Source organism: Mesorhizobium shangrilense (assembly GCF_028826155.1).
Taxonomy (GTDB): Bacteria; Pseudomonadota; Alphaproteobacteria; order Rhizobiales; family Rhizobiaceae; genus Arvimicrobium; species Arvimicrobium flavum.
In genome coordinates, this window is record NZ_JAQGPN010000001.1 from 2948526 (window position 1) to 2974457 (window position 25932).

At 64.8% G+C, this 25932-nt stretch carries 25 protein-coding genes; 8 read left to right on the forward strand and 17 right to left on the reverse strand.

Annotated features, from left to right (window positions below; genetic code table 11):
• The first annotated feature begins 181 nt into the window (after positions 1-181).
• The 3 genes from PD284_RS14205 (at position 182) to PD284_RS14215 (ending at position 1984) form a co-directional block, all read left to right on the forward strand.
• On the forward strand, positions 182-499 hold the full coding sequence (locus PD284_RS14205) for an Hpt domain-containing protein (RefSeq protein ID WP_274628839.1): 318 nt from the start codon (positions 182-184) through the stop codon (positions 497-499).
• A gap of 100 nt (positions 500-599) precedes the next feature.
• Positions 600-920 (forward strand): 2Fe-2S iron-sulfur cluster-binding protein, encoded by a 321-nt coding sequence (locus PD284_RS14210; protein WP_274628840.1) that lies wholly within the window; start codon positions 600-602, stop codon positions 918-920.
• Positions 920-1984 (forward strand): NAD(P)/FAD-dependent oxidoreductase, encoded by a 1065-nt coding sequence (locus PD284_RS14215; RefSeq protein ID WP_274628841.1) that lies wholly within the window; start codon positions 920-922, stop codon positions 1982-1984. The genes PD284_RS14210 and PD284_RS14215 overlap by 1 nt, the downstream gene beginning before the upstream one ends.
• An 18-nt stretch (positions 1985-2002) precedes the next feature.
• On the opposite strand, the gene PD284_RS14220 is transcribed toward PD284_RS14215, so the two are convergent.
• The 3 genes from PD284_RS14220 to PD284_RS14230 all read right to left on the reverse strand — a co-directional run bounded on the left by PD284_RS14220 (position 2003) and on the right by PD284_RS14230 (position 4275).
• Complete coding sequence (locus PD284_RS14220) at positions 2003-2284, reverse strand: hypothetical protein (protein WP_274628842.1); 282 nt, start codon at positions 2282-2284, stop codon at positions 2003-2005.
• Between the two features lie 191 nt (positions 2285-2475).
• Positions 2476-3885 (reverse strand): type I glutamate--ammonia ligase, encoded by a 1410-nt coding sequence (gene glnA, locus PD284_RS14225; protein ID WP_274628843.1) that lies wholly within the window; start codon positions 3883-3885, stop codon positions 2476-2478.
• A 51-nt stretch (positions 3886-3936) separates the two neighbouring features.
• The gene (locus PD284_RS14230; RefSeq protein ID WP_274628844.1) at positions 3937-4275 is read right to left on the reverse strand and encodes a P-II family nitrogen regulator; all 339 of its coding nucleotides are present in this window, start codon (positions 4273-4275) and stop codon (positions 3937-3939) included.
• Positions 4276-4631: 356 nt separating this feature from the next.
• On the opposite strand from PD284_RS14230, the gene PD284_RS14235 reads away from it, so the two are divergent.
• The gene (locus PD284_RS14235) at positions 4632-6131 is read left to right on the forward strand and encodes an NAD(P)H-hydrate dehydratase (protein WP_274630638.1); all 1500 of its coding nucleotides are present in this window, start codon (positions 4632-4634) and stop codon (positions 6129-6131) included.
• Here PD284_RS14235 and PD284_RS14240 read toward each other — a convergent pair.
• The 6 genes from PD284_RS14240 to PD284_RS14265 all read right to left on the reverse strand — a co-directional run bounded on the left by PD284_RS14240 (position 6128) and on the right by PD284_RS14265 (position 13663).
• Positions 6128-6931, reverse strand: a complete 804-nt coding sequence (locus tag PD284_RS14240; RefSeq protein ID WP_274628845.1) for a DUF72 domain-containing protein — start codon at positions 6929-6931, stop codon at positions 6128-6130. The two genes, PD284_RS14235 and PD284_RS14240, sit on opposite strands and share 4 nt — an antisense overlap.
• Before the next feature lie 147 nt (positions 6932-7078).
• Positions 7079-8338, reverse strand: a complete 1260-nt coding sequence (locus PD284_RS14245) for an NAD(P)/FAD-dependent oxidoreductase (RefSeq protein ID WP_274628846.1) — start codon at positions 8336-8338, stop codon at positions 7079-7081.
• 353 nt (positions 8339-8691) lie between these two features.
• A complete protein-coding gene (uvrA, locus tag PD284_RS14250) occupies positions 8692-11619 on the reverse strand; it encodes an excinuclease ABC subunit UvrA (RefSeq protein ID WP_274628847.1) in 2928 nt (975 codons plus the stop codon).
• A gap of 666 nt (positions 11620-12285) precedes the next feature.
• Positions 12286-12888: an ATP-dependent Clp protease proteolytic subunit gene (locus PD284_RS14255; RefSeq protein WP_274628848.1), complete on the reverse strand. Its 603-nt coding sequence runs from the start codon at positions 12886-12888 to the stop codon at positions 12286-12288.
• Positions 12889-12911: 23 nt separating this feature from the next.
• A complete protein-coding gene (locus PD284_RS14260; RefSeq protein WP_274628849.1) occupies positions 12912-13358 on the reverse strand; it encodes an SRPBCC family protein in 447 nt (148 codons plus the stop codon).
• Positions 13355-13663: an ArsR/SmtB family transcription factor gene (locus tag PD284_RS14265; protein ID WP_274628850.1), complete on the reverse strand. Its 309-nt coding sequence runs from the start codon at positions 13661-13663 to the stop codon at positions 13355-13357. The genes PD284_RS14260 and PD284_RS14265 overlap by 4 nt, the downstream gene beginning before the upstream one ends.
• Before the next feature lie 232 nt (positions 13664-13895).
• On the opposite strand from PD284_RS14265, the gene PD284_RS14270 reads away from it, so the two are divergent.
• Positions 13896-14429, forward strand: coding sequence for a single-stranded DNA-binding protein (locus PD284_RS14270; protein ID WP_274628851.1), 534 nt, complete (start codon positions 13896-13898; stop codon positions 14427-14429).
• Positions 14430-14625: 196 nt separating this feature from the next.
• Here PD284_RS14270 and PD284_RS14275 read toward each other — a convergent pair whose 3' ends face one another.
• On the reverse strand, positions 14626-15006 hold the full coding sequence (locus tag PD284_RS14275; protein ID WP_274628852.1) for a rhodanese-like domain-containing protein: 381 nt from the start codon (positions 15004-15006) through the stop codon (positions 14626-14628).
• 193 nt (positions 15007-15199) lie between these two features.
• Between PD284_RS14275 and dnaE the strand changes: the two genes are divergently transcribed.
• A complete protein-coding gene (dnaE, locus tag PD284_RS14280) occupies positions 15200-18697 on the forward strand; it encodes a DNA polymerase III subunit alpha (RefSeq protein ID WP_411956272.1) in 3498 nt (1165 codons plus the stop codon).
• Positions 18698-18769: 72 nt separating this feature from the next.
• Here dnaE and PD284_RS14285 read toward each other — a convergent pair whose 3' ends face one another.
• Entirely contained in the window at positions 18770-19492 is a 723-nt protein-coding gene (locus PD284_RS14285; protein ID WP_274628854.1) for a HisA/HisF-related TIM barrel protein, read from the reverse strand.
• A 35-nt stretch (positions 19493-19527) separates the two neighbouring features.
• On the opposite strand from PD284_RS14285, the gene PD284_RS14290 reads away from it, so the two are divergent.
• Positions 19528-20577, forward strand: coding sequence for a hydantoinase/oxoprolinase family protein (locus PD284_RS14290; RefSeq protein ID WP_274628855.1), 1050 nt, complete (start codon positions 19528-19530; stop codon positions 20575-20577).
• 42 nt (positions 20578-20619) lie between these two features.
• Positions 20620-20979: a c-type cytochrome gene (locus PD284_RS14295; RefSeq protein WP_274628856.1), complete on the forward strand. Its 360-nt coding sequence runs from the start codon at positions 20620-20622 to the stop codon at positions 20977-20979.
• A 24-nt stretch (positions 20980-21003) separates the two neighbouring features.
• On the opposite strand, the gene PD284_RS14300 is transcribed toward PD284_RS14295, so the two are convergent.
• Genes PD284_RS14300 through PD284_RS14325 form a run of 6 tightly spaced genes read right to left on the reverse strand, consistent with a single transcriptional unit; the run spans position 21004 to position 25931 of the window.
• Positions 21004-21570 (reverse strand): DUF447 domain-containing protein, encoded by a 567-nt coding sequence (locus PD284_RS14300; protein WP_274628857.1) that lies wholly within the window; start codon positions 21568-21570, stop codon positions 21004-21006.
• Between the two features lie 3 nt (positions 21571-21573).
• Positions 21574-22968 (reverse strand): DUF6513 domain-containing protein, encoded by a 1395-nt coding sequence (locus PD284_RS14305; protein ID WP_274628858.1) that lies wholly within the window; start codon positions 22966-22968, stop codon positions 21574-21576.
• Entirely contained in the window at positions 22961-23512 is a 552-nt protein-coding gene (locus PD284_RS14310) for a flavoprotein (RefSeq protein WP_274628859.1), read from the reverse strand. Before PD284_RS14310 ends, PD284_RS14305 begins: the two co-directional genes overlap by 8 nt.
• A 3-nt stretch (positions 23513-23515) precedes the next feature.
• Positions 23516-24148: an amino acid kinase family protein gene (locus PD284_RS14315; protein ID WP_274628860.1), complete on the reverse strand. Its 633-nt coding sequence runs from the start codon at positions 24146-24148 to the stop codon at positions 23516-23518.
• A complete protein-coding gene (locus tag PD284_RS14320) occupies positions 24145-25335 on the reverse strand; it encodes a (5-formylfuran-3-yl)methyl phosphate synthase (RefSeq protein WP_274628861.1) in 1191 nt (396 codons plus the stop codon). The genes PD284_RS14315 and PD284_RS14320 overlap by 4 nt, the downstream gene beginning before the upstream one ends.
• A complete protein-coding gene (locus PD284_RS14325; RefSeq protein WP_274628862.1) occupies positions 25332-25931 on the reverse strand; it encodes a DUF3280 domain-containing protein in 600 nt (199 codons plus the stop codon). Before PD284_RS14325 ends, PD284_RS14320 begins: the two co-directional genes overlap by 4 nt.
• Position 25932 lies beyond the last annotated feature (1 nt).

Below are 25932 nucleotides of genomic sequence, written 5' to 3' on the forward strand. Positions count from 1 at the left end.
GTTAACGCGGACGCGGATTCATCCAGTTTTTCCGGGCCTTGGCTGGGGAAAAACGTTAACGCCTTCTCCACCCAGCCGGCCTAGGATGGCACACCAGGGAATGGATGGTCGCCGGTGTCGCGAAATGCCAATCAATTTATATGACGTCCCCAGCTTTGATCGTCCCGGAGGCGAGGGTTGCATGGCGCCGCGGATCCGACCCTTCGATTTTGCGCATCTAGACCGGCAGACGATGGGCGATCGCGCGCTCGAAGAGGAAGTCCTGACCCTCTTCATCCACCAGGCAGGCTCGATCGCCGAACAGATCCGGCAGGCCCACCGCCGGGAGCGGCTGCGTCTCGCCCACAGCCTCAAGGGGGCGGCGCGCGGCGTCGGCGCTTTCGCGATCGCGGATTGCCTGGCCGAACTCGAGCAGCGCCCCGACGACGCCTCCCTCGTCGAGCGTCTGCAGCGCCTGGTCGACCAGGCGGCCGAGTTCGTCGCTTCCGTCACGCGTTGAGCGCGGCCGCTGTTGCGGTATCTGCTGGTGCAATCCGACACAGTTGACTTGAGCGGCGGAGTGATTATTTGCCGGGTGGGATTCTCGCCGGAACATTTCAATGACCAAGCTGACCTTCATCGCCTTTGACGGCACCCATTTCGACGTCGCGGCGGAGAACGGCTCAACGGTGATGGAGAATGCGATCCGCAACGGCGTTCCCGGCATCGAGGCGGAGTGCGGCGGCGCCTGCGCCTGCGCGACGTGCCACGTCTATGTCGACGAAGCCTGGACCGAGAAGGTCGGCGAGCCGGAGGCGATGGAAGAGGACATGCTTGACTTCGCCTACGATGTCAGGCCGAACTCCAGGCTCTCGTGTCAGATCAAGGTGCGCGACGAACTCGACGGTCTGGTCGTCAGCGTGCCGGAGAGGCAAGGCTGATGGATTCCAGTGCTCGTTCGTCCGGTGAAGCGCCTGTCGGCGATGTGACCAGGACGGACGTGCTGATCGTGGGGGCCGGTCCGGTCGGCCTCTTCGCCGTCTTCGAGCTCGGCCTGCTCGACCTGAAATGCCATCTCATCGACATTCTGGACCGCCCCGGCGGGCAGTGTGCCGAGCTCTATCCCGAAAAGCCGATCTACGACATTCCGGCCTGGCCGATCATCTCCGCGCAGGAACTGGTCGACAAGCTCATGGAGCAGATCGCTCCATTCAAGCCGGGCTTCACCTTCAATCGCATGGTGTCCTCGCTGGAGAAGCTGGAGGACGGATCCTTCCGCGTCATCACCGACGAGAACGAGGTGTTCGAGGCGAAGGTGGTCGTAATCGCCGCGGGCGGAGGCTCCTTCCAGCCGAAGCGGCCGCCCATTCCCGGCATCGAGGCCTATGAGGGCGAGAGCGTCTTCTATTCCGTGCGTCGCATGGAGGATTTTCGCGATCAGGATCTCCTGATCGTCGGCGGCGGCGATTCCGCCCTCGACTGGACCCTCAACCTGCAGCCGATCGCGAAAAACGTCACGCTCGTGCACCGCCGGCCGGAATTCCGCGCCGCGCCTGACAGCGTGAACAAGATGTTCGCCATGCAGGAAACCGGGCAGCTTCGGTTTCAGGTAGGGCAGGTGACCGGACTGACGGGTGAGGGCGGCAAGCTGCAATCGGCCACTGTCAAGAGTCCGGACGGCGACGTCGAGACGCCTTGCACGCGGCTGCTGCCGTTCTTCGGGCTCACCATGAAGCTCGGCCCCATCGCAGACTGGGGCCTGAACCTCCATGAGAACGTGATCCCGGTCGATACGGAGAAGTTCGAGACGTCAGTGCCCGGCATCTTCGCCATAGGCGACATCAACTGGTATCCGGGAAAGCTGAAGCTGATCCTGTCCGGCTTTCACGAGGCCGCGCTGATGGCTCAGGCCGCCAAGCACTACGTGGCGCCGGGCGAGCGCATCATATTCCAGTACACCACGTCGTCGACCAGCCTGCAGAAGAAGCTCGGCGTCACCGGGTAGCTGCGGCAAGAGAGAAGTTTAGTCGCGCGGGCCGGTCAGGCGGGACCACAGGGCTTTCCCGGCCAGGATCACACCCAGTATGATTGCGTTGGCGACGACGCCGACCGCGATGGATGTCGTCAGTCCGGCCTCGCCGGCTCCGGTCGTCGTGGCGATGAGCACGGCAACGAAGACGACGCCAAGAACCAGCGGCACGATGCGGCCGGTTTGTGCAGCCGTATTCGATGCGGTCAGAATGAGCGCCAGTATCAATCCGATCCGAAACGGATCAAGCAGGGCTGCGGTAAGCAGGTCGGCCACGGGCATGTTCGAGTATTAGTTGCAATTGCCCGCGCTGCGAATGCAGGCTGTCCAGATTTCCCCGGCTTTCTGCATGGGAGCGTCGGCGCCGCGCGCCGCCGGAGCGGGCTGTTCGGACCAAGGGTGAGACGAGAAAAGACCCCGGGGTCGCCGCCGGGGTCTGTGGTCGGCCCTGCAAGCAGAGCTCGGCCCTACACCGAATAGTACATGTCGAACTCGACCGGGTGAGGCGTCATCTCGAAGCGCATCACTTCGGCCATCTTCAGCTCGATGAAGGCGTCGATCTGGTCGTCGTCGAAGACGCCGCCGGCCTTCAGGAAGCCCCGGTCCTTGTCGAGGCTCTGCAGGGCCTCGCGCAGCGAACCGCAAACGGTCGGAATGCGCTTCAGCTCCTTCGGCGGCAGGTCGTAAAGATCCTTGTCCATGGCCTGGCCAGGATGGATCTTGTTCTTGATGCCGTCGAGGCCGGCCATGAGCAGCGCGGCGAAGGCGAGATAGGGGTTCGCGCCCGGGTCGGGGAAGCGGATCTCGACGCGCTTCGACTTCGGCGAGGAGCCGAACGGGATGCGGCAGGAGGCCGAGCGGTTGCGCGCCGAATAGGCGAGCAGCACGGGCGCCTCATAGCCCGGGACCAGACGCTTGTAGGAGTTGGTCAGCGGGTTGGTGAAGGCGTTGACGGCCTTGGCGTGCTTGATGACGCCGCCAATGAAGAACAGGCAGCTCTCCGACAGCCCGGCATACTCGTTGCCGGCGAACGTCGGCTTTCCACCCTTCCAGATCGACATATGGACGTGCATGCCCGAGCCGTTGTCGCCGAACACCGGCTTCGGCATGAAGGTGGCCGTCTTGCCATAGGCGTTGGCGACCTGGTGCACGACGTACTTGTACATCTGCATCTTGTCGGCGTTGCGGACGAGGGAGTCGAACTTCACGCCGAGTTCATGCTGGGCGGCCGCAACCTCGTGGTGGTGCTTCTCGACGCGGATGCCCATCTCGGCCATCACCGTCAGCATCTCGGAGCGCATGTCCTGGCAGGAATCGACCGGCGGCACCGGGAAATAGCCGCCCTTGATGCGTGGGCGGTGGCCGAGGTTGCCGGTCTCATAGTCGGTGTCGTCGTTCGACGGCAGCTCGGTCGAGTCGAGCTTGAAGCCCGTGTTGTACGGGTCGGCCTTGTACTTGACGTCGTCGAAGATGAAGAACTCGGCTTCGGGGCCGACATAGATGGTGTCGCCGATGCCCTCGGCCTTCATGTACGCCTCGGCCTTCTTGGCGATGCCGCGCGGGTCGCGGTTGTAGGCTTCGCCGGACACCGGATCGAGGATGTCGCACATCACGACCATGGTGGATTGCGCGAAGAACGGGTCCATGTGAACCGTCTCGGTGTCAGGCATCAGCACCATGTCGCTTTCGTTGATCGCCTTCCAGCCGCCGATCGAGGAGCCGTCGAACATGACGCCGTCGGCGAACATGTCCTCGTCCACTTCCATGACGTCCATCGTCACGTGCTGCATCTTGCCCTTGGGATCGGTGAAGCGCAGGTCAACGAACTTCACGTCGTTGTCCTTAATCTGCTTCATGATGTCTTTGGCTGTCGTCATGTCATTTCCCTATTGTGATGACGTATTGAAACTGATGGAACGCGGAACGCGTCAGATGGCGTCGACGCCGGTCTCGCCGGTGCGGATGCGCACGACTTCCTCGATATTGGATACGAAGATCTTGCCGTCGCCGATGCGGCCGGTCTGGGCGGCTTTCCGGATAGCCTCGATCGCGGCCTCGACCGCGTCGTCCGCGAGCACAACCTCGATCTTCACCTTGGGCAGAAAGTCGACGACGTATTCGGCACCGCGGTAAAGCTCCGTATGGCCTTTCTGCCTGCCGAAACCCTTGGCTTCAGTGACCGTGATGCCTTGCAGTCCGGCCTCCTGCAGCGCTTCCTTCACCTCGTCAAGCTTGAAGGGCTTGATGATCGCTTCGATCTTTTTCATTTCGAGATTTGGCCTCCGATACGCAATTCGCCGGGCGGTTGGCCCGTTCCGCGCAATTACAAGCAGGAAGCGTGCCAAGTCGCATTTGATCCGTTCGCATTCACGGCAAGACGCGACGCCGGATCGGTTTCGATGCTATGTCGCATCATTTCGCGCGCCCGGTATCTCGATGCCGCGCCGCGGGACGCCCCTCGCCAGCGCCCAGTATGCCTAAGAATTGGGCAGGCAGATGACGAATGAGGCAGTCGCTGTTTATCCCTGCAGTCCGGAGGCACTCAAAAGCCTGTGCCCGTTCCATCATTGCCAGCGCCGCATCATCTCCTATGCTGCCCGCAGAACCCGAGACGCCGAACCCCATGCGCATCGAACTGCTGACCCCGGATGAAATGGCCGAAGCGGACGCCCACGCGATCAGGCGCGGGCCGCAGAACGGCATGGAACTGATGCGACGCGCGGGGCATGCGGTCGCGACCGTGGCGCTGCAGCGTTTTCCGGCTGTCAGGCAGGTCCATGTGCTCTGTGGTCCCGGCAACAATGGCGGCGACGGCTATGTGGTCGCGCAGATCCTTGCCGGATCGGGCGTGTCGGTTGCCGTCTGGAGCGAAGGCGAGCCGCGAAAAGGCACCGACGCAGCCAGGGCCCGCAGCGAGTGCGTGGTCGCGGCGCGGCCATTGGCGGAGTTTGCCTGCGAAGCGGATGACCTGATCGTCGATGCGCTGTTCGGAGCTGGATTGGCGCGCGAGATTTCGGGGGACGTCGCCTCCGTGATCAAGAGGGCGCGCGACGCCGGCGCCCACAGCTTGGCCATCGACTTGCCGTCCGGCGTATCCGGCGCCAGCGGGCAAATCCTCGGCGATGCCTTCGATGCCGATCTCACCGTGACCTTCGTGCGGAAGAAGCCCGGCCATCTGCTCCAGCCCGGTCGCTCGAAATGCGGGGACGTCGTCGTCGCCGATATCGGAATCCACGACGAGATCGTTGCGGGGCTGGGCGTCAGCTGCTTCGAGAACGTGCCGAAGCTCTGGGAGGATCGTTTTCCACACACCGAGGTCGATGCGCACAAGTACAGCCGCGGCCACGTCGCCGTCTTCTCCGGTGGTGCGACGGCTACCGGGGCGGCAAGGCTTGCCGCCATGGCGGCCGCGAGGGTGGGGGCCGGCGCGGTCACGCTGATGTCGCCGGCAAACGCCCTGCAGGTGAGCGCGGCGCACCTCACATCCATCATGTTGCGCGAGACGGACACGCTCGAAGACGTACGCGACTTCCTCGCCGAGCGCCGGCCGCGGGCGCTGGTGTTCGGACCCGGCCTCGGCCCCCAGGTGGAAGTCGGCCGTTTCCTCATCGACCTGTTGCCCGTCGCCCACGAGCACTGCGGCGGGATCGTCATAGATGCCGATGGTCTCACCTCGGCTTCGAAGCAGCTCGACGACTTCGTCGCGGCGGCAACGTCAGAACGGGCGCCGGAACTCGTACTCACGCCGCATGCCGGCGAGTTCGCGCGGCTGTTCCCGGACTTGGCCGCAGACGATCGCCTGTCGAAGCTCGACAAGGCGCGGCAGGCGACGGCGCGCACGGGCGCGACTGTTGTCTACAAGGGGCCCGACACAGTGATCGCCGCGCCCGACGGCCGCGCGGTCATCAACGCCAACGGCACGCCGCTGCTGGCGACCGCCGGGTCCGGCGACGTGCTCTCGGGCCTGATCGCCGGTCTGCTCGCGCAAGGCATGCCCACATTCGACGCCGCCTGTGCGGCGGTCTGGATGCATGCGGAAGCGGCGGCCCGCTTCGGCCCGGGGCTGATCGCCGAGGATCTGCCGGCTGCGATCTGCCCCGTCCTGAGGGAACTGCGGCGTTAGCCGACGCGCTCCATGAAGGCCATTGCCGCATGTGGGGCGCGAATCTTGCCCTCGTGGATGAAGTACACGAAGACGTCGCGCGGACGCTGCTCAAGCTTGCGTGACGGATCGGCGAGGGGAAGATCGCCGGGCTGCCCGCCCTCCGCCCATTGCCGCGCCCTTTTCACCCAGCCGTCGAGTTCCTTCGGCGGATAGGCGGTAGGCACGTCGTCCTCGCCCTTCTGCAGCCGCGCATAAATGAAGTCGGAGGTGACGTCGGCGATCTCGGGATAGTCGTGGTGGTGCGCGTAACAGATCGCCGCCTTGTATTTTGCGGCGAGCGTGACGAATTCGGGCACGCCAAAGCTGGCATGGCGCACTTCCAGCACATGGCGGAGCGGAACGCCGCCGTCGTTCTCCTGCAGGAGCTTGAGAAATGCCTCGAAATCGTCTGGTTCGAACTTCTTGGTCGGTGCGAACTGCCAGACGATCGGACCGAGCCGGTCGCCGAGTTCCCGTACGCCCGTGTCCCAGAATTTCTTCAGGGATTCAGCAGCTTCGCCCAGCACCTTCTTGTTGGTGACGAAGCGGTTGCCCTTCACGGAGAAGACAAAGCCATCCGGCGCGTCGGCTGCCCACTTGGCGAACGTCTCGGGCGTCTGCCCCCGATAGTAGGTGCCGTTGATCTCGATGGTCGGCACTTGCCGGGCGGCGAACTGAAGCTGCTGCTTTTTCGGCAGGTCGCCGGGATAAAAAGTGCCTTCCCACGGTTCGAAGGTCCAGCCGCCCATGCCGGCTCGGATTGTCCCGGAATTTCCCATCCTGTCTTGCCTCTCGTCGCTGGTTTGTTCGACCGCCGCAGTGAGGCGCTATCAGGACATTCTGGCGAGATCGGTCAAGTCGTCGAACACAACCCTGCTGACATGCGAGTGGCGCGCCGGTGCAGTAGCCATGCACAGAAGGGGAGGTCAGCTTGCGGCGGCCGGCAGGGATTGTCGTTCCGCCTCGTGGCTCGCCAGTGCGGCCTTGATCGCGGGGGCTCCGGCCACGATCAGCGCCTCGCTGACATGCATGCCGGTGGCGAGGAGCTTGCGGCCGAGCATATGGTCGGCCGGTCGATTTACCGAGTGGACGGCCACCAGCTTCGGCCCCCTGAAATGATAGACCGAGAAGCTGTTCTGGTCGGGCGTCCCGTTGGCAATGAAACGGTCGGCGCCGAACGACAGGCCCGCCATCTGCAGCTTGACCGCGCCCTGATCCGACCAGAACCAGGGAACCTCGCGATAGGGGGCCGCCCTGCCCATGATGCTGCGGGCGGCATGACGCGCCTGATCCGTGGCGTTCTGCACCGATTCCAGCCGTTCGGACCTGCCGCTCAGCCAGTGAGCGTAGGAGACGCAGTCTCCGATCGCATAGATGTTTGGGACGGAGCTTTGCATGTCGGGGCCGACCGCCACGCCGTTGTCGATTGTGCAACCGGCCTGGCGGGCGAGATCAAAATCGGCATCGGCGCCGATGCCGACGATGACGAGATCGGCATCGAGGCGTTCGCCGGCTTTCGTCACCACGGCCCGCAGTCTGGCTCCGTCGCGCTCCAAATGCTCGATCGCGCTGCCGAGCAGCAGCCGGACGCCCAGCGAGCGGTGGTAGTCGGCCAGGAACGAAGAGATCTGCGGGGCGACCGCGCGGGCCAGCAGGCGATCCGCCGCTTCCACGACGGCGACCTGCTTTCCCATCATCGCGAGCGAGGCTGCCGCCTCCAGCCCGATGAAGCCGCCGCCGATGACGACGACGGATTGCGCCGAGGGCAGGGCGCTGCGCAGCGCCCGCGCATCATCGGCTGAACGCAGGTAGTGGACGCCGTCGCCGTCGACACCCTGCACGGCAAGTCGCCGCGGCTTTGCTCCCGTCGCCAGCACGAGCCGGTCGAACGACGCGGTCGAGCCGTCCTGCAAAGTGAGCTCGCGCCCGGCCGAATCGATGGACTGGACGCGCTGGCCGAAGCGGAGCTCCACCCTGTTGTCGACATAGACGCTCTCGGCACGCAGCAATTGCGGCTTAGCGTCAGGCGTCTTCAGGAATGTCTTGGAGAGGGGAGGCTTGTGGTATGGAACTTCTGTCTCGCCGGAGAAGAGCGCAATCGGCCCTTCATATCCCTCCTGGCGCAGCGCGACCGCCAACTGGCTGCCGCCGTGCCCCGCCCCGATGATGGCAACACCGTTCTTCATTCCGTCACCACGCCCTTGCCGCGCATTGTTGATAACTGCCACGCTGGATCATGGCCGATCGCCGCCACATCCCTTGTCGCCACGGCGACCTGCCTTGGCGTGTCCGATGCGTTCATAGCCCATTCGTATCCCTTGTGATGCCCCTCCTCGCGCAAGGTTCCCGCGGCTCGCGCCTCGAGGGGGAACGAGCTTGCGATGGACAGGCTTCGTGAGGGGGCATGCGGAGGATAGCCGCACGCGGAATGTAGTGACTTTCCGCGAAGCTCCAAGGGCAAGAGGATGTGGCAGGATTCTGCATTCACGGCTGGCCGGACGTCCGCCGGGGAAAGGTCACCCGGCGCCAGCGCCGCGGCCTACTCCGCGGCCTCGCGCTTCCTTGCCCCCGGCCGCCTCTCCAGCAGTTCCTGCAGGAACTGGCCGGTGTAGCTCCGCTTCTCGTGCACCACATCCTCCGGACGACCGGAGACGACCAGCTCGCCGCCGCCGTCGCCGCCCTCCGGCCCGAGGTCGAGCACCCAGTCGGCCGTCTTGATGACCTCCAGATTGTGCTCGATGACCGCGACCGTGTTGCCCTGGTCGACCAGTTCGTGCAGCACCTCGAGCAGCTTGGCCACATCGTGGAAGTGCAGGCCGGTGGTCGGCTCGTCGAGGATGTAGAGCGTCTTGCCGGTCGCCTTGCGCGACAGTTCCTTGGCGAGCTTGATGCGCTGCGCCTCGCCGCCTGACAGCGTCGTCGCCTGCTGGCCGATGTGGATGTAGCCCAGCCCCACCTGCTTCAGCGTCGTCAGCTTGTCGCGCACGGCCGGCACTGCTGCGAAGAAGTCGACGCCTTCCTCCACCGTCATGTCCAGCACGTCGGCGATCGACTTGCCCTTGAAGGTGACATCCAGCGTTTCGCGGTTGTAGCGCTTGCCGTGGCAGACGTCGCAGGTGACGTAGACATCGGGCAGAAAGTGCATCTCGATCTTGATGACGCCATCGCCCTGGCAGGCCTCGCAGCGGCCGCCCTTGACGTTGAACGAAAAGCGGCCCGGCTGGTAGCCACGCGCCTTGGCCTCGGGCAGCCCCGCGAACCAGTCGCGGATCGGCGTGAAGGCGCCCGTGTAGGTGGCCGGATTGGAACGCGGCGTGCGGCCGATCGGGCTCTGGTCGATGTCGATGACCTTGTCGAGGAACTCCAGTCCCTCGATGCGATCGTGCTCGGCGGGTTGCTCGCGCGACCCCATGATGCGGCGGGACGCCGCCTTGAACAGCGTCTCGATCAGGAATGTGGATTTGCCGCCGCCCGACACGCCGGTGACGCAGGTGAAGGTGCCGAGCGGGATTTCCGCCGTCACGTTCTTGAGGTTGTTGCCGCGCGCGCCCACCACCTTGATGCGCTTGTTCTTCTTCAGTTCGCGCCGGGCTTCCGGCATGGCGATCTCAAGCTGGCCGGAAAGATACTTCCCGGTGATAGAGTTCGGGTTCGCCATGATGGCTTCCGGCGTGCCCTCCGCGATCACGCGGCCGCCATGGATGCCGGCGGCGGGACCGATGTCGACGACATAGTCGGCATGCAGGATCGCGTCCTCGTCGTGCTCCACCACGATCACTGTGTTGCCCAGGTCGCGCAGGTGCTTCAGCGTGTCGAGCAGCCGGGCGTTGTCGCGCTGGTGGAGGCCGATCGATGGCTCGTCCAGCACGTAGAGCACGCCGGTCAGGCCCGAGCCGATCTGCGAGGCGAGCCGGATACGCTGGCTCTCGCCGCCCGACAGCGTGCCGGAATTGCGCGACAGCGTCAGATAGTCGAGGCCGACGTCGTTGAGGAAGCGCAGGCGCTCGCGGATCTCCTTGAGGATGCGCACCGCGATCTCGTTCTGCTTGGCGTTGAGGCCTTGGGGCAGATCGCTGAACCAGGCATCGGCCTTGCGGATCGAGAGTTCCGTGACCTCGCCGATGTGCTTGCCGGCCACCTTGACTGCCAGGGCCTCCGGCTTCAGGCGATAGCCGTTGCAGGCAGGGCAGGGGGTCGCCGCCATGAAGCGCTCGATCTCCTCGCGCATCCAGGCGGAATCGGTTTCCTTCCAGCGCCGCTCGAGGTTCGGGATGACGCCTTCAAAAGTCTTGGTCGTTTTGTAGGAGCGCAGGCCGTCGTCATAGTTGAACGCGACCTGCGTCTCGCCGGTGCCGCGCAGGATCGCCCGCTTGCCTTCCTCGGGAAGATCACGCCAGCGGTCGCCGAGCTTGAAGCCGTACACCTTGCCCAGTCCCTCGAGGGTCTGGGCGTAGTACGGCGAACTGGACTTCGCCCACGGGGCGATCGCGCCTTCGCGCAGCGAGACGTGGTCTTCGGGGACGATCAAATTCTCGTCGATGGCGCGCTGGCTGCCCAACCCGTCGCAGGTCGGGCAGGCGCCGAACGGATTGTTGAAGGAGAAGAGCCGCGGTTCAATCTCGGGAATGGTGAAACCGGAAACGGGGCAGGCGAATTTTTCCGAGAACAGGATCCGCTCATGCGTCTCGTTCTTCGACTTATAGGCGCTGTCGCCTCCTGCCGTCTCTTCGATCGGCAACGGCTTGTCGGCAAATTCCGCGACGGCCAGCCCTTCGGCCAGCTTCAGCGCAGTTTCCATGGAATCGGCAAGGCGCGTGGCGAGGTCGCCGCGCACGACCACACGGTCGACCACAACGTCGATGTCGTGCTTGTACTTCTTGTCCAGGGCCGGGACGTCGGCGATCTCGTAGAAGACGCCGTCCACCTTGACGCGCTGAAAACCTTTCTTCTGGAGTTCGGCCAGTTCTTTCCTGTACTCGCCCTTGCGTCCGCGGACGATGGGGGCGGTGATGTAGAGGCGCGTGCCCTCGGGAAGGGCCAGGACCCGATCGACCATCTGGCTGACCGTCTGGCTCTCGATCGGCAGGCCCGTGGCCGGCGAATAGGGCACGCCGACGCGCGCCCACAAGAGGCGCATGTAGTCGTAGATCTCGGTGACGGTGCCGACCGTCGAACGCGGGTTGCGGCTGGTCGTCTTCTGCTCGATCGAGATAGCCGGCGACAGGCCGTCGATCTGGTCGACGTCCGGCTTCTGCATCATCTCCAGGAACTGCCGCGCATAGGCCGACAGGCTCTCGACATAGCGCCGCTGCCCCTCGGCATAGATGGTGTCGAACGCGAGCGATGACTTTCCTGAGCCCGAGAGCCCGGTCATCACGACGAGGCTGTCGCGTGGCAGGTCGAGGTCGACGTTCTTCAGATTGTGTTCGCGCGCGCCGCGAATGGAGATGAACTTGTGGTCCGGCATGACCATCCATTTTTACAGGTGAGAGCGTGGAGCTTGCGCGCGGCTGCGCAGCCGTCGCCCGAATGTAGGCGTGGATTATCAGATGTCGAGGGGAGAACGCAACGGAAACAAAAACAACTGACATCGTGTTGTCAGGAGCAGACGCCGTTGGGCACGTCCTCTCGCGCCGTTGTGCCGCTTGACCCGATCTATTGCGCTCCGATCACATTTTGCCGGCGAAGGTCCGTTTTTGGTTGACGGGCTTGGCCGATCGGCAGAGAATCACCAGTGTCCTTTCAGGACTTGCGAGGTAAAAGGCCGCCTGCGAGGCGCCGCAGGCTCGCGAGGAGAAAGCGGCATTTGGAGCAACGGACGATGGAGGAGCGATGATTCCGCCGGACAGTCCAGATCGGCTCCGTTCCCACGCGGAGCCCCGGAAGGCCTAGCTACCGAACCGGTTTTGCGAACGCACGGCTGACAGGCCAACCGTGATGATCCTACAATCAGAGACTACAGTCGGATCGTCGGCACAACGCCGCGAAGCATCCGAATTAAAAGCCGGTGATGCAGTCCCGGCAGTCGGTTCAGGTAAACCGAAAGAAGCCCTGATCGCTGGACAAGCGGCAGGGCTTCATTGTGTCGAACGTCTGGCCGCACCGCACCGGCAACACCGCAACGACAACGGGGCTATGCCGCCGCCTGGCCCTTCCGCGTATCGTAGACGTGATCGACAAGCCCCCATTCCCTAGCCTGCGCGGCCGTCATGAAATGGTCCCGGTCGAGTGTGCGCTCCACGTCTTCCGGCGTGCGGCCGCAGTGTTTCGAATAAAGGTCGATCATGCGCTGCTTGGTCTTGAGGATGTCTTCCGCATGCCGTTCGATGTCTGAGGCCTGTCCCTGAAAGCCGCCGGATGGCTGATGCAGCAGGATGCGCGTGTTCGGCAGGGCGATGCGCCGCCCGGGATCGCCCGCCATCAGCAGGAACGTCGCCATCGAGGCCGCAAAACCCATGCACACGGTCGAGACCGGGCACGAGATGTAGCGCATCGTGTCATAGATCGCGAAGCCGCTGGTGACGACGCCTCCCGGAGAGTTGATGTAGAGCGATATTTCCTTCTCCGGGTTCTCGGATTCCAGCGTCAGCAGCTGCGCGCAGACCAGCGCAGCCATGTTGTCCTCGATCTGCCCGTTGATGAAGACGATGCGCTCGCGCAGCAGCCGCGAAAAGATGTCGAAGGCGCGCTCGCCGCGGCTCGACTGTTCGATGACCATCGGGACGAGATTGTTCATGGCGTCGGTTTCCCGGTTCAGGTTCAGGCTGCGAGGCGGCAGGATGGCGCAATATTGCTGTTGGCCGCGCCGCCGGCGAGCAGGCGGACAGCGGATCGCGACGATGCGAACAACAGGCTGCAGGCAACCGGCCCTGCAAGTCGAACAGGCGGCAGCGCCGCATCGGCATGGACGATAGTGAGGCGCGTGCCGCCCGCGACGCCGTCGGCAATCGAAAAGGTGACGATGCTGTCCAGCGCTTCACCCTCGCGCCAGCGATAGCTGATGCGCCGACCGGGTTCGATGTCGATGGGGTCGTATCGGAGAGGACTTTGTTCCCCCTCTTCGAGCTGCCGTTGAGGTTCGATCCAGCGCGACAGGATGTCGGGTTCCGTCAGCGCCTGCCAGACTTTCTGCGGCGGCTCGGCCAGTTCGAAGTCGAGTGCGAGCACTGGCGGCTCGGCTTTCTCCGTGTCAGGCAGGCTCATCATTCCATCTCCTTCAGGACATCCTTCAGTTTCTCCACCCGCGCCGGCCAGAAGGTACGGTAGCGCTCCACCCAGTCGGCGAGCGGGGCAAGGGCATCCGGTGCGACGCGATAGTAGGCGAAGCGCCCTTGACGGCGCTCGGTGATCAGCCCTGCGTCCCTGAGCACGGCGAGGTGCTGCGAGATGGCCGGCTGCGACACCGCCATGCCGACCCGGACCTCGGTGACCGTCATTTCGGCGGCCGCAAGACGTTCGTAGACGGAGCGGCGTGTCGGATCGGAAAGGGCGCGAAAGATCGTGTCTGTCATGCACGAAGAATAAGCGCAGGCTTATTGGATAAGCAAGCACTTATTTGGGCGCGGACTAACCCCGGCGACCCGCGCGATCACGCCATGGACATTGACGTGCGCGGCTGTCAGCACTAGAACAAATTAAGAACAATTGGGCTGTGGATAGCGGCGATGGGGCAGAGCTTATGCCGCAACGGTCCTCGATTTGGTGTATGAGACGGAAAATTTCGGACAAGCGCGGAGACGTATCATGGCTGGCAGCGTGAACAAGGTAATCCTCGTCGGCAATCTCGGGGCGGACCCGGAGATCCGCCGGCTGAATTCCGGCGAGCCGGTCGTCAATCTCCGTATCGCAACCTCGGAGTCGTGGCGCGACAAGAATTCGGGCGAGCGCAAGGAAAAGACCGAGTGGCACAGCGTCGTGATCTTCAATGACAACCTGGCCAAGGTCGCCGAGCAGTACCTGAAGAAGGGAATGAAGGTCTATATCGAGGGCCAGCTGCAGACGCGCAAATGGACTGATCAGCAGGGCCAGGATCGCTACACGACCGAAGTGGTGCTGCAAAAGTTCCGCGGAGAGCTGCAGATGCTCGATGCACGCGGCCAGGGCGGCGAAGGCGGCAGCGCTGGCTACTCCGGCGGCGGCGGACGCGGATCGGATTTCGGCCAATCCGGACCGGGCGATGACTACGGCAATAATCGTGGCGGAGGCAGCCGGGGTGGCGGCGAGCGCGGCGGTGGCGGCGGTTTTTCGCGCGACCTGGACGACGAGATCCCGTTCTAAGCCTCGCCGCGAGGCGGCTTGGCGCGAGCTGAAAGGCGCAAGTGTCGCTTCTTCGGCAGGACGGCACGTCCCGGCGGTTGAATTCGCCGGCGACCGGAGGCTGTGCCCAAAAGCTCGTGAGGTTGGGCGGCAGGATTGGGCTGTGCGCCTGGCCTCTGCGCCCGGGGCAAGCCCGAGCGCTGTCCCGCCTGCGCTGTCAGACTTTCTCCACCTCGCCGCCGCTCTCGGCCCAATCCTTGAACGCGCCCAGATTGTGCACGTTGCTGTAGCCGAAGTCCTTCAGCAGCTTGCCGCTCAGGGCCGAGCGGCCACCCGATGCACAATAGACGATGATCGGGCGATCCTTGGTGAAATTCTTGTCGTGGTAGGGCGTGTCGGCGTCGGCCCGGAACTCGAGCATTCCGCGAGGAACATGAACCGCGCCCTTGACCTTGCCGCTTGCCTGAAGCTCGGTGGTGTCGCGCACATCGACCACGAGTGCATTCTGCTCCGCGATCAGCTTTCTTGCCTCCGAGGGCGTAATCTTCGGCACGGCAGCGTTTGCCGCCGCCATGAGTTCTTTCACGTTCGTCGCCATATCCGAGGGTCCTCCGTTTGCCGCCTAGCAGAGTTGAGCGCCAAGTCGGCCGGCAAATCAAGACGGGAATATCGCGGCCCCGACTCGACCTGACGGACCGACTTGGCCACACTGGAAGCGACTGAGTCTCGATGCGATCCCCAGCGAAGTAGCCCGAAGCATGTCTGCCGACCGACCGATCCGCGACCCGATCATGCGCGCCGCCGCCAGCGAGGCATCGGCGCCGGAGCCATCGTCGCGCCGCTTCATCCATCTGCGCGTGCATTCCGCCTATTCGCTGCTCGAAGGGGCCTTGCCGGTGGGCAAGATGATCGGTCACGCCGTCAAGGACGGCGCTCCGGCAATCGCCATCACAGATACGAACAACCTCTTCGGAGCGCTCGAATTCGCCCAGAAGGCGACAAAAGAGGGCCTGCAGCCGATCGTCGGCTGTCAGATGGACGTCCATTTCTCCGGCGATCCGGTCGGGCAGGCGCGTCACGGGCAGAGGCGGCACGGAGCCGAGCTCTCGCCGGTCGTGCTCATTGCGGCGACGGAGACCGGCTATGCCAATCTGGTCGATCTGGTCAGCCGCGCCTATCTGGACACGCCCTCCGGCGAACCGGTGCACATCACCACCGACGATCTGGGGATGGCGTCTGAAGGCCTCATCTGCTTGACCGGCGGCCCAAGGGGACCGATCGGCGCTGCGCTGCGCAGCGATCATGCCGACCTCGCCGAAAGCCGGCTGCTGACGCTGAAATCGCTTTTCGGCGACAAACTCTACGTCGAGATCGAGCGCCTCGCCGGCTACGACCGCAAACTGGAGGCGGCGACGGTCGATCTGGCCTACCGCCACGAATTGCCCCTGGTCGCCACCAACGAGGCGTTTTTCCCGTCGCGCGACAGTTTTGAGGCGCATGACGCGTTGATCGCCATCGCCGAAGGATCCGTGATCGCGGTCGACAACCGCCGCCGACTGACGCCCGACAACTATCTGAAGAGCCAGGCCGAAATGGTGGCGCTCTTCGCCGACCTGCCCGAGGCGATCGACAACACGGTCGAGATCGCCCAGCGGTGTTCCTACTATCCAAAGAAGCGCTCGCCGATCCTGCCGCGGTTCACGACGGGCGGCAGCACCGATCCGGAGGAGGCCGAAAAGGCTGAGGCCGCAGAACTGCGTCGCGCAGCCCATGAAGGCCTTGAACTGCGCTTCGCCACCCAGGGATTGAGCGCAGGTTTTACCGAAGACGACTACCGGAAGCGCCTGGATTACGAACTCGGCATCATCGAGCGCATGAAGTTCCCGGGTTACTTCCTCATCGTTTCGGACTTCATCAAATGGGCGAAGGCCCACGACATCCCGGTCGGACCGGGGCGCGGTTCGGGTGCGGGCTCGCTGGTCGCCTATGTGCTGACCATCACCGACATCGACCCGCTGCGCTTCTCGCTGCTGTTCGAGCGCTTCCTCAACCCGGACCGCGTGTCGATGCCCGACTTCGACATCGACTTCTGCCAGGACCGGCGCGAGGAAGTGATCCGCTACGTGCAGGGTCGCTACGGCCGCGAGCAGGTCGGGCAGATCATCACCTTCGGAACGCTGCAGGCGAGGGCGGTGCTGCGCGACGTCGGCCGGGTGCTGCAGATGCCGTACGGACAGGTGGATCGGCTCTGCAAGATGGTGCCGGCCAACCCCGCCAACCCGGTGAAGCTCAAGGACGCCATCGAGGCTGAGCCGCGCTTCGCGGAGGAGGCGGAGAAGGAGCCGATCGTCAATACGCTGCTCGACATGGCGCAGAAGCTGGAAGGTCTCTACCGCCACGCCTCGACCCACGCTGCCGGCATCGTGATCGGCGACCGGCCGCTGAAGCAGCTGGTGCCGATGTACCGCGATCCGCGCTCCGACATGCCGGTGACCCAGTTCAACATGAAGATGGTCGAGGAGGCGGGCCTCGTAAAATTCGACTTCCTCGGCCTCAAAACGCTGACCGTGCTCGAGACGGCGGTAAAACTCATCCGCCGGCGCGGCATCGAGATCGACCTGTCGAAACTGCCGCTCGACGACGAGAAGACCTACTCCATGCTGTCGCGCGGCGAGGTCGTCGGCGTGTTCCAGGTTGAAAGTGCGGGCATGCGCAAGGCCCTCATCGGCATGAAGCCCGACCGCATCGAGGACATCATCGCGCTGGTGGCGCTCTACCGCCCCGGCCCGATGGAGAACATCCCGACCTATAACGCGCGCAAGCACGGCGAGGAGGAGATCGCCTCGATCCACCCAAAGATCGACCACCTGGTGAAGGAGACGCAGGGCGTCATCGTCTACCAGGAGCAGGTGATGCAGATCGCGCAGGAGCTGTCCGGCTATTCGCTCGGCGAAGCCGACCTCTTGCGCCGCGCCATGGGCAAGAAGATCCGCGCCGAGATGGACAAGCAGCGCGAGCGCTTCGTCTCGGGCGCGGTCGAGCGCGGGGTCGGCAAGGCGCAGTCGGACTTCATCTTCGACCTGCTGGCGAAATTCGCCGACTACGGCTTCAACAAGTCGCACGCGGCCGCCTATGCGGTGGTGTCCTACCAGACCGCCTATCTCAAGGCGCACTATCCGGTCGAATTCCTGGCCGCGTCGATGACGCTGGATATGTCGAACACCGACAAGCTGGCCGATTTTCGCCAGGACGCGATCCGGCTCGGCATCGAGGTGGTGCCGCCCTCCGTACAGACGTCGTTCCGGTCGTTCGAGGTGGCCGAGAACAAGATCTTCTACGCGTTGGCCGCCATCAAGGGCGTCGGCGAGGCCGCCGTCGAGCACATCGTCGCCAGGCGCCAGAAACAGCCCTTTGCCAGCCTCGAGGAGTTCTGCGAGCGCATCGATCCGAAGATCGTCGGCAAGCGCGTCTTCGAGAGCCTGATCATGGCCGGTGCGTTTGATTGCTTCGGCCATGACCGGGCCGTGCTGATGGCCGGCGTGGAACGCATGATGGGGCTTGCGTCGCGCGCGCAGGAGAACGAGGCGCTCGGCATGACCGACATGTTCGGCGCGTCGTCTGCGGCCCGCTCGGAACGGCTGGTGTTCCCACCCTGTGACCCTTGGCTGCCGGCCGAACGCCTGCACAGGGAGTTCCAGGCCGTCGGCTTCTATCTGTCTGCGCATCCTCTGGACGAGTACAAGGACGTGCTCCAGAAGATGCGGGTGCAGACCTGGGCGGAGTTTTCGGCGGCCGTGAAGCGTGGCGCTTCCGCCGGCCGGCTGGCGGGAACGGTGACGTCCAAGCAGGAGCGCAAGACGCGCACCGGCAACAAGATGGGCGTCGTCAACTTCTCCGACAATTCCGGTCAGTACGAGGCCGTCATGTTCTCGGAGACGCTGGCGCAGTATCGCGACCTGTTTGAGGCGGGCAAGTCCGTGGTCATCATTGTCAAGGCCGAGGACCGCCCGGAAGGCGTCAATCTGCGCATCGAGGCGGCGCAGTCGCTGGAGGACGAGGCGAGCCGGGTGCAGAAGGCGCTGCGGATCTTCGTTCGCGATCCGAAGCCCGTGAGTGCGCTCGCGTCCCAGCTCGGTGTAAAGGGCGAGGGGCAGGTGAGCTTTGTCGTCATCAAGGACGACGCGCAGGGGGAGGTGGAGATCGCCTTGCCCGACCGATACCGCATCTCGCCGCAGGTTGCCTCGGCCATGCGGGCGGTGCCGGGCGTCGTCGAGGTGGAACTCGTCTGATCGGCAAGCGCCGGGCGCGCTCGCAGCATCCAAACCGCCTTCCGTTCGCCAACGCGATCCGTCGGCGCGATTTCAGCCCTGGCGAGGCGCTCCGTCGTTCCAAGCGAGTTCAGCCAGGAACTCGCGGGCGAGCGTTCCGTCATGCAGCGACGTCGCGACCAGGGCAGCGGTGATGCCCAAGGACGAAAGGGCGCGGATGTCGGCTTCGTTCCGCACGCCGCCGGCGGCAATAATCTCGCGGCTTCCAGCTTTTGCGGCGATTTCTTCAAGTCGGGCGAGATCGGGGCCTGAGCCCGAGCCGACCTTGGCCAGCGTCATCACTATGACGCGACTGGGCCAGATGTCCGTTTCGGCGAGCAGCGATGGCGGGCCACGAAAGCCGTCGGCGAAGAAGTCGAGCGACAGGACGAGACGGGGATGCTCCCGGAAGCGCTGCAGCAGGCTGCTGTCACGCTGCGATTCCGAACCGAGCACCGGACAGACACCAGGCAGCGCCAAGACCTGATCCAGCGCCGCGGCGTCGCGAAAACCGGCATCCAGCCAGATGTCGGGCGGATTGTCGAGATCGCGCAGGCTGGTAACTTGAGCCGTGTTCGGATCATCGCCTTCGATGGCGTCCAGATCGGCAACGTAGAAGGTGGGGAACGGGTGGAGGTTACGCAGCCCGCGGGCGACCGCGCGGATGTCCGAGCCCTCGCACAGCGGGGTCGTGATGGGTCGATAGGTATCGCGCCGTCCGCCAGCGGCCCGCACGACCTGGCCGCCTTTCAAGTCGAGCACCGGGATGATACGCAACGTTGTCTCCGATCCGATGCCGACGTGGAACCGTGATGAAAGCGCCAAGCGGGGGAAAAGGAAAGAAGATTGTCGCTGGCTTCGACGTCGGCGGCGCGCACCTCAAGGTGGCGCGGGCGGAAGAGGGGCGCGTCGTCGCCGCCGCGACCGTCGCGATGCCGCTGTGGCAGGGGCTGGACAGGCTGGACGCCGCCCTGCGCGAGGCTGCCCCGGTGTTCGCGGGAGCCGATCTGGCCGCCTTCACGATGACCGGCGAGCTGTCGGACATCTTTCCCACACGCCACGCCGGCGTGATGACGCTGCTCGATCTCATCCGAGGACGCTTTCGGGACGATGCCGCCCTGGTCTATGCGGGGCGCTCCGGCTTCATCACCTTGGAGCAAGCGGCCGGGGCAAGCGCCGACATTGCCTCCGCCAACTGGCACGCCACGGCCTCTCTCGTCGCCGCGCACGTGCGCGATGCGCTCTTCGTCGATATGGGGTCCACCACCACCGACCTCATCCCCGTCTGCGACGGGACCGTGGCGAACGCCGGCTACACCGATGCCGAGCGCCTTCTGACCGGGGAACTCGTCTACCAGGGCTTTACGCGCACCTTCCTGTTCGGCGTCGCCGCGTCGGCGCCGGTGGGTGGCTGGCTGACCCCCCTGATGAACGAGTATTTTGCCTCGATGGCGGACGTCCATCGCATTCTCGGCGTGCTCGACGAGGACGACGACAGGCATCCTGCGGCGGACGGCAAGGAGAAGACCCCCGCCGCCTCGATGGCGCGAGTGGCGCGCATGGTCGGCCGCGACGCGTTCGAGCTTGGTGGCCGCGAATGGCGGGACGTTGCCCGATGGTTCAGCGAGCAGCAGTTGCGGACCCTGCACGACGCGGCATTCCGGGCCGCAGCATGCGTTCCCGATGGAGCACCCTTGGTCGCCGCCGGCAGCGGACGCTGGCAGATCAGGCGGCTGGCGGAGCGGCTCGACCGTCCCTTTGTCGACTTCGCCGACATCATCCCGGTCGAGGATGCGGTCCGCAGCGCCGCCAGCAGTGCGGGGCCGGCCGCTGCGGTGGCGCTGCTGGCAGACAGCGCTTGAAGCTGCTGCGGGAACGCCTGCTATGCCCGCGCGTTGTGAGGCATGAGGACAATCGTTCTGGGCATGATGATTGCCTATGTGGCTACGCCGCACGCGCTGGGCCAGGACGGTCAGATGGCCTTCAACAACAGCTGCCGCACCTGCCACACGACGAAAGAGGGCGACAACCGCCAGGGGCCGCACCTTGCCGGTATTGTAGGCAGAAAGGCCGGCTCGCTGCCGGACTTCAACTACTCGTCATCCATGAAGCAGTCCGGCATCACCTGGGACGAGGCGACCCTCGACAGGTTCATCGCCGATCCCGACGCCGTCGTCCACGGCAATACGATGAAGCCCTATGCCGGGATCACCGACGCGGCACAGCGCACGTCAATCATCGAATTCCTGAAATCGGGCGGCTGATGCCGGGGAGCTTGGGGGAAGATCCTAGACCTTCCTCCGAAAATGCCTGGTCACGCGCTCCATGAGCCAGCCCCAGGCTTCCTTCTCCTCCGCCCCGGCAGTCTTTTCAATGGCGATCGCGAGGTAGGCGATCTCCGCCTCGATCTTTTCGCGCGGCAGCATGTCCAGCCGGCTCACCAGGATGGCGAGTTCGAGGACTGCGGCCTTGGCGCGGTTGAAGCCGGTGAACGGCGCATGGGTCGCTTCGCCGACGATGCGACAATGGTGGCGCGGCCGCATTTCGTCGTCGGTCACGCTTGTCACCTCGAGCGCCGAATGGGCGAGGGCGGCTTCAAGTCTCGGAACGGGAAACCCTTTTACAGGAACGGTCGGCCAGTCTTTCCGGCCGGTCAGGCACCCGGCAAAAATGCGAACGTCGTCGGTGTAGCTCGCCACGGCGAACGGTGTATCCGCGAGATTGTCGAGGGTGATCGATGGACGGAAGGGCGCGATCACCCAGCCGTCCCTCTCGGCGATGATGCCGATCGGCGCGATGTGGACCTTGCCGCTCGAGTCAACGGTCGTGATGATCGTCTCGCGGATGTAGGGCATCGCCTATTTCGCCTTCCTGGCTTGAAGCGTGTGGCCCGCCTCGGCCAGCCGCGTGCGGTCCGTTTCGGTCGGCGGCGCGGCCACGCCCCAGGACAGCGGCTCGTCCTGCACATAGCGTTTGCCGAGGCGCCAGGCGATTTCCGCCTTCATCAGTTCGGCGCCGAGATAGAAAGCGTGCGCGCCATCGGCTTCGACGCCGAGGCCGGGGAAGAGGTCGAACGCGTCGGTAGCGTGGGCGCGGCCTCTCGCATTGAAGACGTGGATTCCGTCCTGCGCAGTCATGATGCGAAAGTTGGCGTCGCGGATATCGGCCGCCAGGGCGTCGATATCCTCCGTCGAGGCCGGGTACGGCTTACGATCATGGACCTGCAGGAGCCCGAGATGGTAGCCGCGCGGCAGCGCGCTGTCGGAGCGGGCCGCGAACATGGTGCGGCGGGCGGCGTCGTGTTCTTCCACCGTGCGCACCGTATGCGGGCTCACATGCACCACCAGAACGTTGCGGATCGCCAGTTCCGAGCAGAACCCGGCGAGCATGGCGGTGACGCCTGAGCTGTCGGCGTCGGTCAGTTCCGTGAGGTTCCCCGTGCCCATGAGCAGTTCGACCTCCGGCCAGCGCCGTCGCGCCTCGAGGAAGCGGCCGAGCGAGGCGGCGAAGCCGAAATGGATCGGATCGAGCACGGCGTCGGCAATGAACGGGATCCCGGCTTTCTGCGCCCCCTCGATGGCCCGGCCGAGCGAATCGAGATCACCGGGAGTCGCCGGCACGATGATCGGCGTTACCGGATGCTCGAAGGCGAGCGTCAGTGTCTTCTCGTCGAGGCTCAGCAGGAAATCGGCGCCCGCCGCGGCGCCCGTGCGCAACTCGTCGGCGTTTGCCGAATCGACGCTGACCGAAAACCCCTCAGCCTTCAGCGTCTGCACGGCTTCGCCCAGCAGCGGAAATGGCGTCTCCGGCAGGCAGCCGAGGTCGATCACGTCCGCGCCAGCCGCGGCAAGCCTGGTCGCCTGCTCGAGCACTTGTTCGATCGAGAGGGCGGGTGCGTCCACGATCTCGGCGAAGATGCGGATGTCGTGGCGGGACAGGTCCGGCGGCGCTCCTTTGCGGCCGAGGTAGCCCGGCAGGTCGGCGATCTCGTCGGGGCCGCGAAGGAAGGGTACGCCGAAATGCGCCGTGAGCCGGTCGAGCTCACCCCGATAGCGGCCGGGGAGGATCACCCGTGCCTCGCCGCCACCGAGCTTCAGCCGGCGCTTGATGATCTCCTCCGTCATCAGCGCGGCGACTTTTACGCCGATGTCGACGATCTCCCACGAAAACTCCGTCTCGCCGAGGCCGGCAAGCAGCCTCTCCAGCCGCGCCCGGGCGAGGTGTCCGGTGACGAAGATCAGCCGTTCAGCCATCGGCTTCCAGCTCTGCCTGGCGATTGCGGACCGCCGCCCTGAGCTCCGCCAGCGACTCGACCACCAGGGTGCGCTGGAAACCCTTCAATCGCTCGGTATTCTCCAGGTCGATCGGGCGAGGGTAGACTTTCACGAGACCGTGCGGCGCCATGGTTTCGAGCTCCGGCGCCGTGTCGCAGGCAAAGACGATGGCTGGCACGCGGCATTTGCCCGCCTGGGCAAAGACGTTGGTGGCGAGGGTGTCGGAGATGCCCGACACGCATTTCGCGACCGTGTTGGAGCTGGCCGGAGCAATCACCACCGTATGATAGACGCCGTGGTAGAACTCTCCGACCGGGACAGCGCTGGCGGTTTTGTCGTGCAGCACGCGCATGGTCTCGGGAAAATCGAGCTTGAGCTTGTACATGCGCAGCACCTCGTTCGCCGCTTTCGAAACGAAGATATCGCAGTGCTCGAGTTCGTGGATCAGCTGAAAGCTCTCGGTGAAGAAGTGGCCGGACCCGGTCAGCACCCATGCCCAGCGCGGTTTGTGCAGTTTAGCCATCAATCAACCGGCCCTGCGCATGCGGGCAGCGCGCAGCCGCAGTCCGGGAAGCGTGCCCGAGGCCAGCGCGGTTCCGGCGGAGGCAGCGTCATCGGGGCCTGCGAGCCAGAGCTCCACGCCCCGAGGCAGCATGGCCGCGAAGGCAGCGTCGACGATGCCCCTGGCGGTCAGGTCGTGTAGATCGTCTTCCTCTTCGAAGCGTCTGGTCTGCTTGACGAGCAGCAAGGTGTCGGCCCTGACTTGGCCCGCGAGCCAGGCAGCCAGTGAATCCGACGTAACCCTCCAGGAGGCGGCAATGTCGGCTTGCGCAAGGGCGAGGGACGAGGGCAGCCAGACGGGAATGCGCTCGCCTGCGGTCGCCCGGTCCATGTCCGCCAGCGAACGACTTGCGACGAAGCGAGCGTGCCGGTCCAGGATCACGTGGCCGAACTGGTCCATGGCGAGGATCGCCATGGCGTGCGCAGCCGCGTCCGAGTAGCCGATCTGCCGTTGTTCGTTGCGAACCTGGTCGGCGAAAGACCCGCCTCCGGGTACGATGACGAGCGGCACGCTGGAGGCGGCCAGCCCTGTGATCCACGCATCAAATTCAGGCCCCGTCGCCGTGCTGCCACCCAGCTTGACGACGAGCCGCCTCACAATCGCGTGCCCTGTATGCCTCGCGGGCTGACTGCCGCTGGGTCGTCCGGCACGGCAGGCCGCAGCGACGCGTGCTGCTGGCGCGTCCGCTTGCGCTCGATCTCGACGCCCACGCCGCCCGGACCGAGCTCCAGCTTCTCTACCTTCACCACCACCCGAACCACGCGGGGATCCTCCAGAACATGGGCCGCGACCTGCTCGGCCAACGCCTCGCTCAGTTCGACATGGCCGCGCGCGACGATGGTGCGGATGCCGTCCAGGATGAGATCGTAGGAGACGACATGGCGCATGTCCTCAGGGTTTGAGGTCATCCGCAGCACGTCGGCGGCAACGTCGAAGCGAACTTTTTGGGTGTGGCCGTGTTCGAAGCTATAGGCCCCGATGTTTACGGGCAGGACGAAATCCCGCACGAAGATCCTGTCGGTTCCGAGCGCCGCGTCGGCCGCACCCGGCGAATAGCCGCGCGCGGCGAGGAGGCGGTAGTCGACGGTCGCGGAACGACCCGCCAACGGTTCCGCGGGGATAAGCGCCCGGATTGCGCCGACTGCTTCCGCATCGATCGATGCCGTGCGCCGGGCCCGGACGCAGAGTGCGCCGCGGAAGCCAAGGAAGTCGGGGGAAAACGGCAATAGCCGTGGCACATCAGGAGGTTCGATGGATCCGCTGAGGCCTGTCTTGAGGCCGAGCGCCTGCGCGGGGCCGACGAAGTCCGGCATGCGCTCCGGCGGCAGATGATCGAGCAGCCGACCCTTGGACTTGTCTGCGGTGTCAAGCATGGCACCGTGGAAGCCATGTTGGGCGAAAGCCGGAAGCAGGCCGAAATCGGGCGCCCGGTCAGCGAATAGCACGGCGATCAGCTTCGTCCCGGCGGCGAGCGGTTGCAGCGCCTTCATGCACGCTTCGACGGCATCCGTCGGAAAGAAGCCCACCTTTACGTAGTCCACGCCGGTCCCTGCGATTTCCTCTGCCTTCATACGCAGTGTTTCCGGCTCCATCGGCAGGTCGCCGCAGACGGCGCTGGTTTCGCACCGTCCCGCAATGGCGAGGACAGTGCGCCGGATCGTCTCGATCGCGAGTGCGCCCAATGCCCCGGCCGTCGGGTCTTTCAGGTCGATGATGTCGGCACCGCCCCCGATCGCGATTTCGGCTTCGTCCGCGCCGGTCACGCTGGCCAGCATTTGGGTCATTTCTTCAGCTTCTCCAGGCGGGGCCACAGCAGGTTCTTGTAGAGGTAGTCGATGGCGCGGCGCCAGGATTCGTCGGTGTTGCCGCGAAAGTCCACGGCTGCGCTGGTCAGCGGCGTCGCCGTGGCGGCGTCGTGGACGCGCACGTTCATGCTGAGGATAAGCTCCGAGACCTTGTTGACGACGCCGGTGATGGCGTAATCCGCCCCGAGTTCCTGGGCCCAACCGTCCGCGCACGCGCTACATGACCGCAGGTTCGTCGCCGCCGCCTTTTCCGCTACGGGCCCGATGTCGACCATGGAGAGCCCCGAAGCGGCAAGGTGTTCGCGCAGGCGCTCGCTGATCATGATCAGCCGCTTTTCCTCCGCTGTCCGATGGTCGGGCGCACCCTGGACCAGATCGCCGTGCTGAATCTCGAATGCGAACACCGCAACACGTTGCGTCGCCTCCGCCGGAAAATGGGAGAGGATGGCGCAGACAACTGCACAAAGAATTGAACGGACGGGCTTTGTGATCTGAAAAAGTCGGGTTACGTTCATGTCGGCACCATTTTCCCGCACCGGTTGAACCGACCTAGGTCGGCCGACGTCGTGCGGCAAG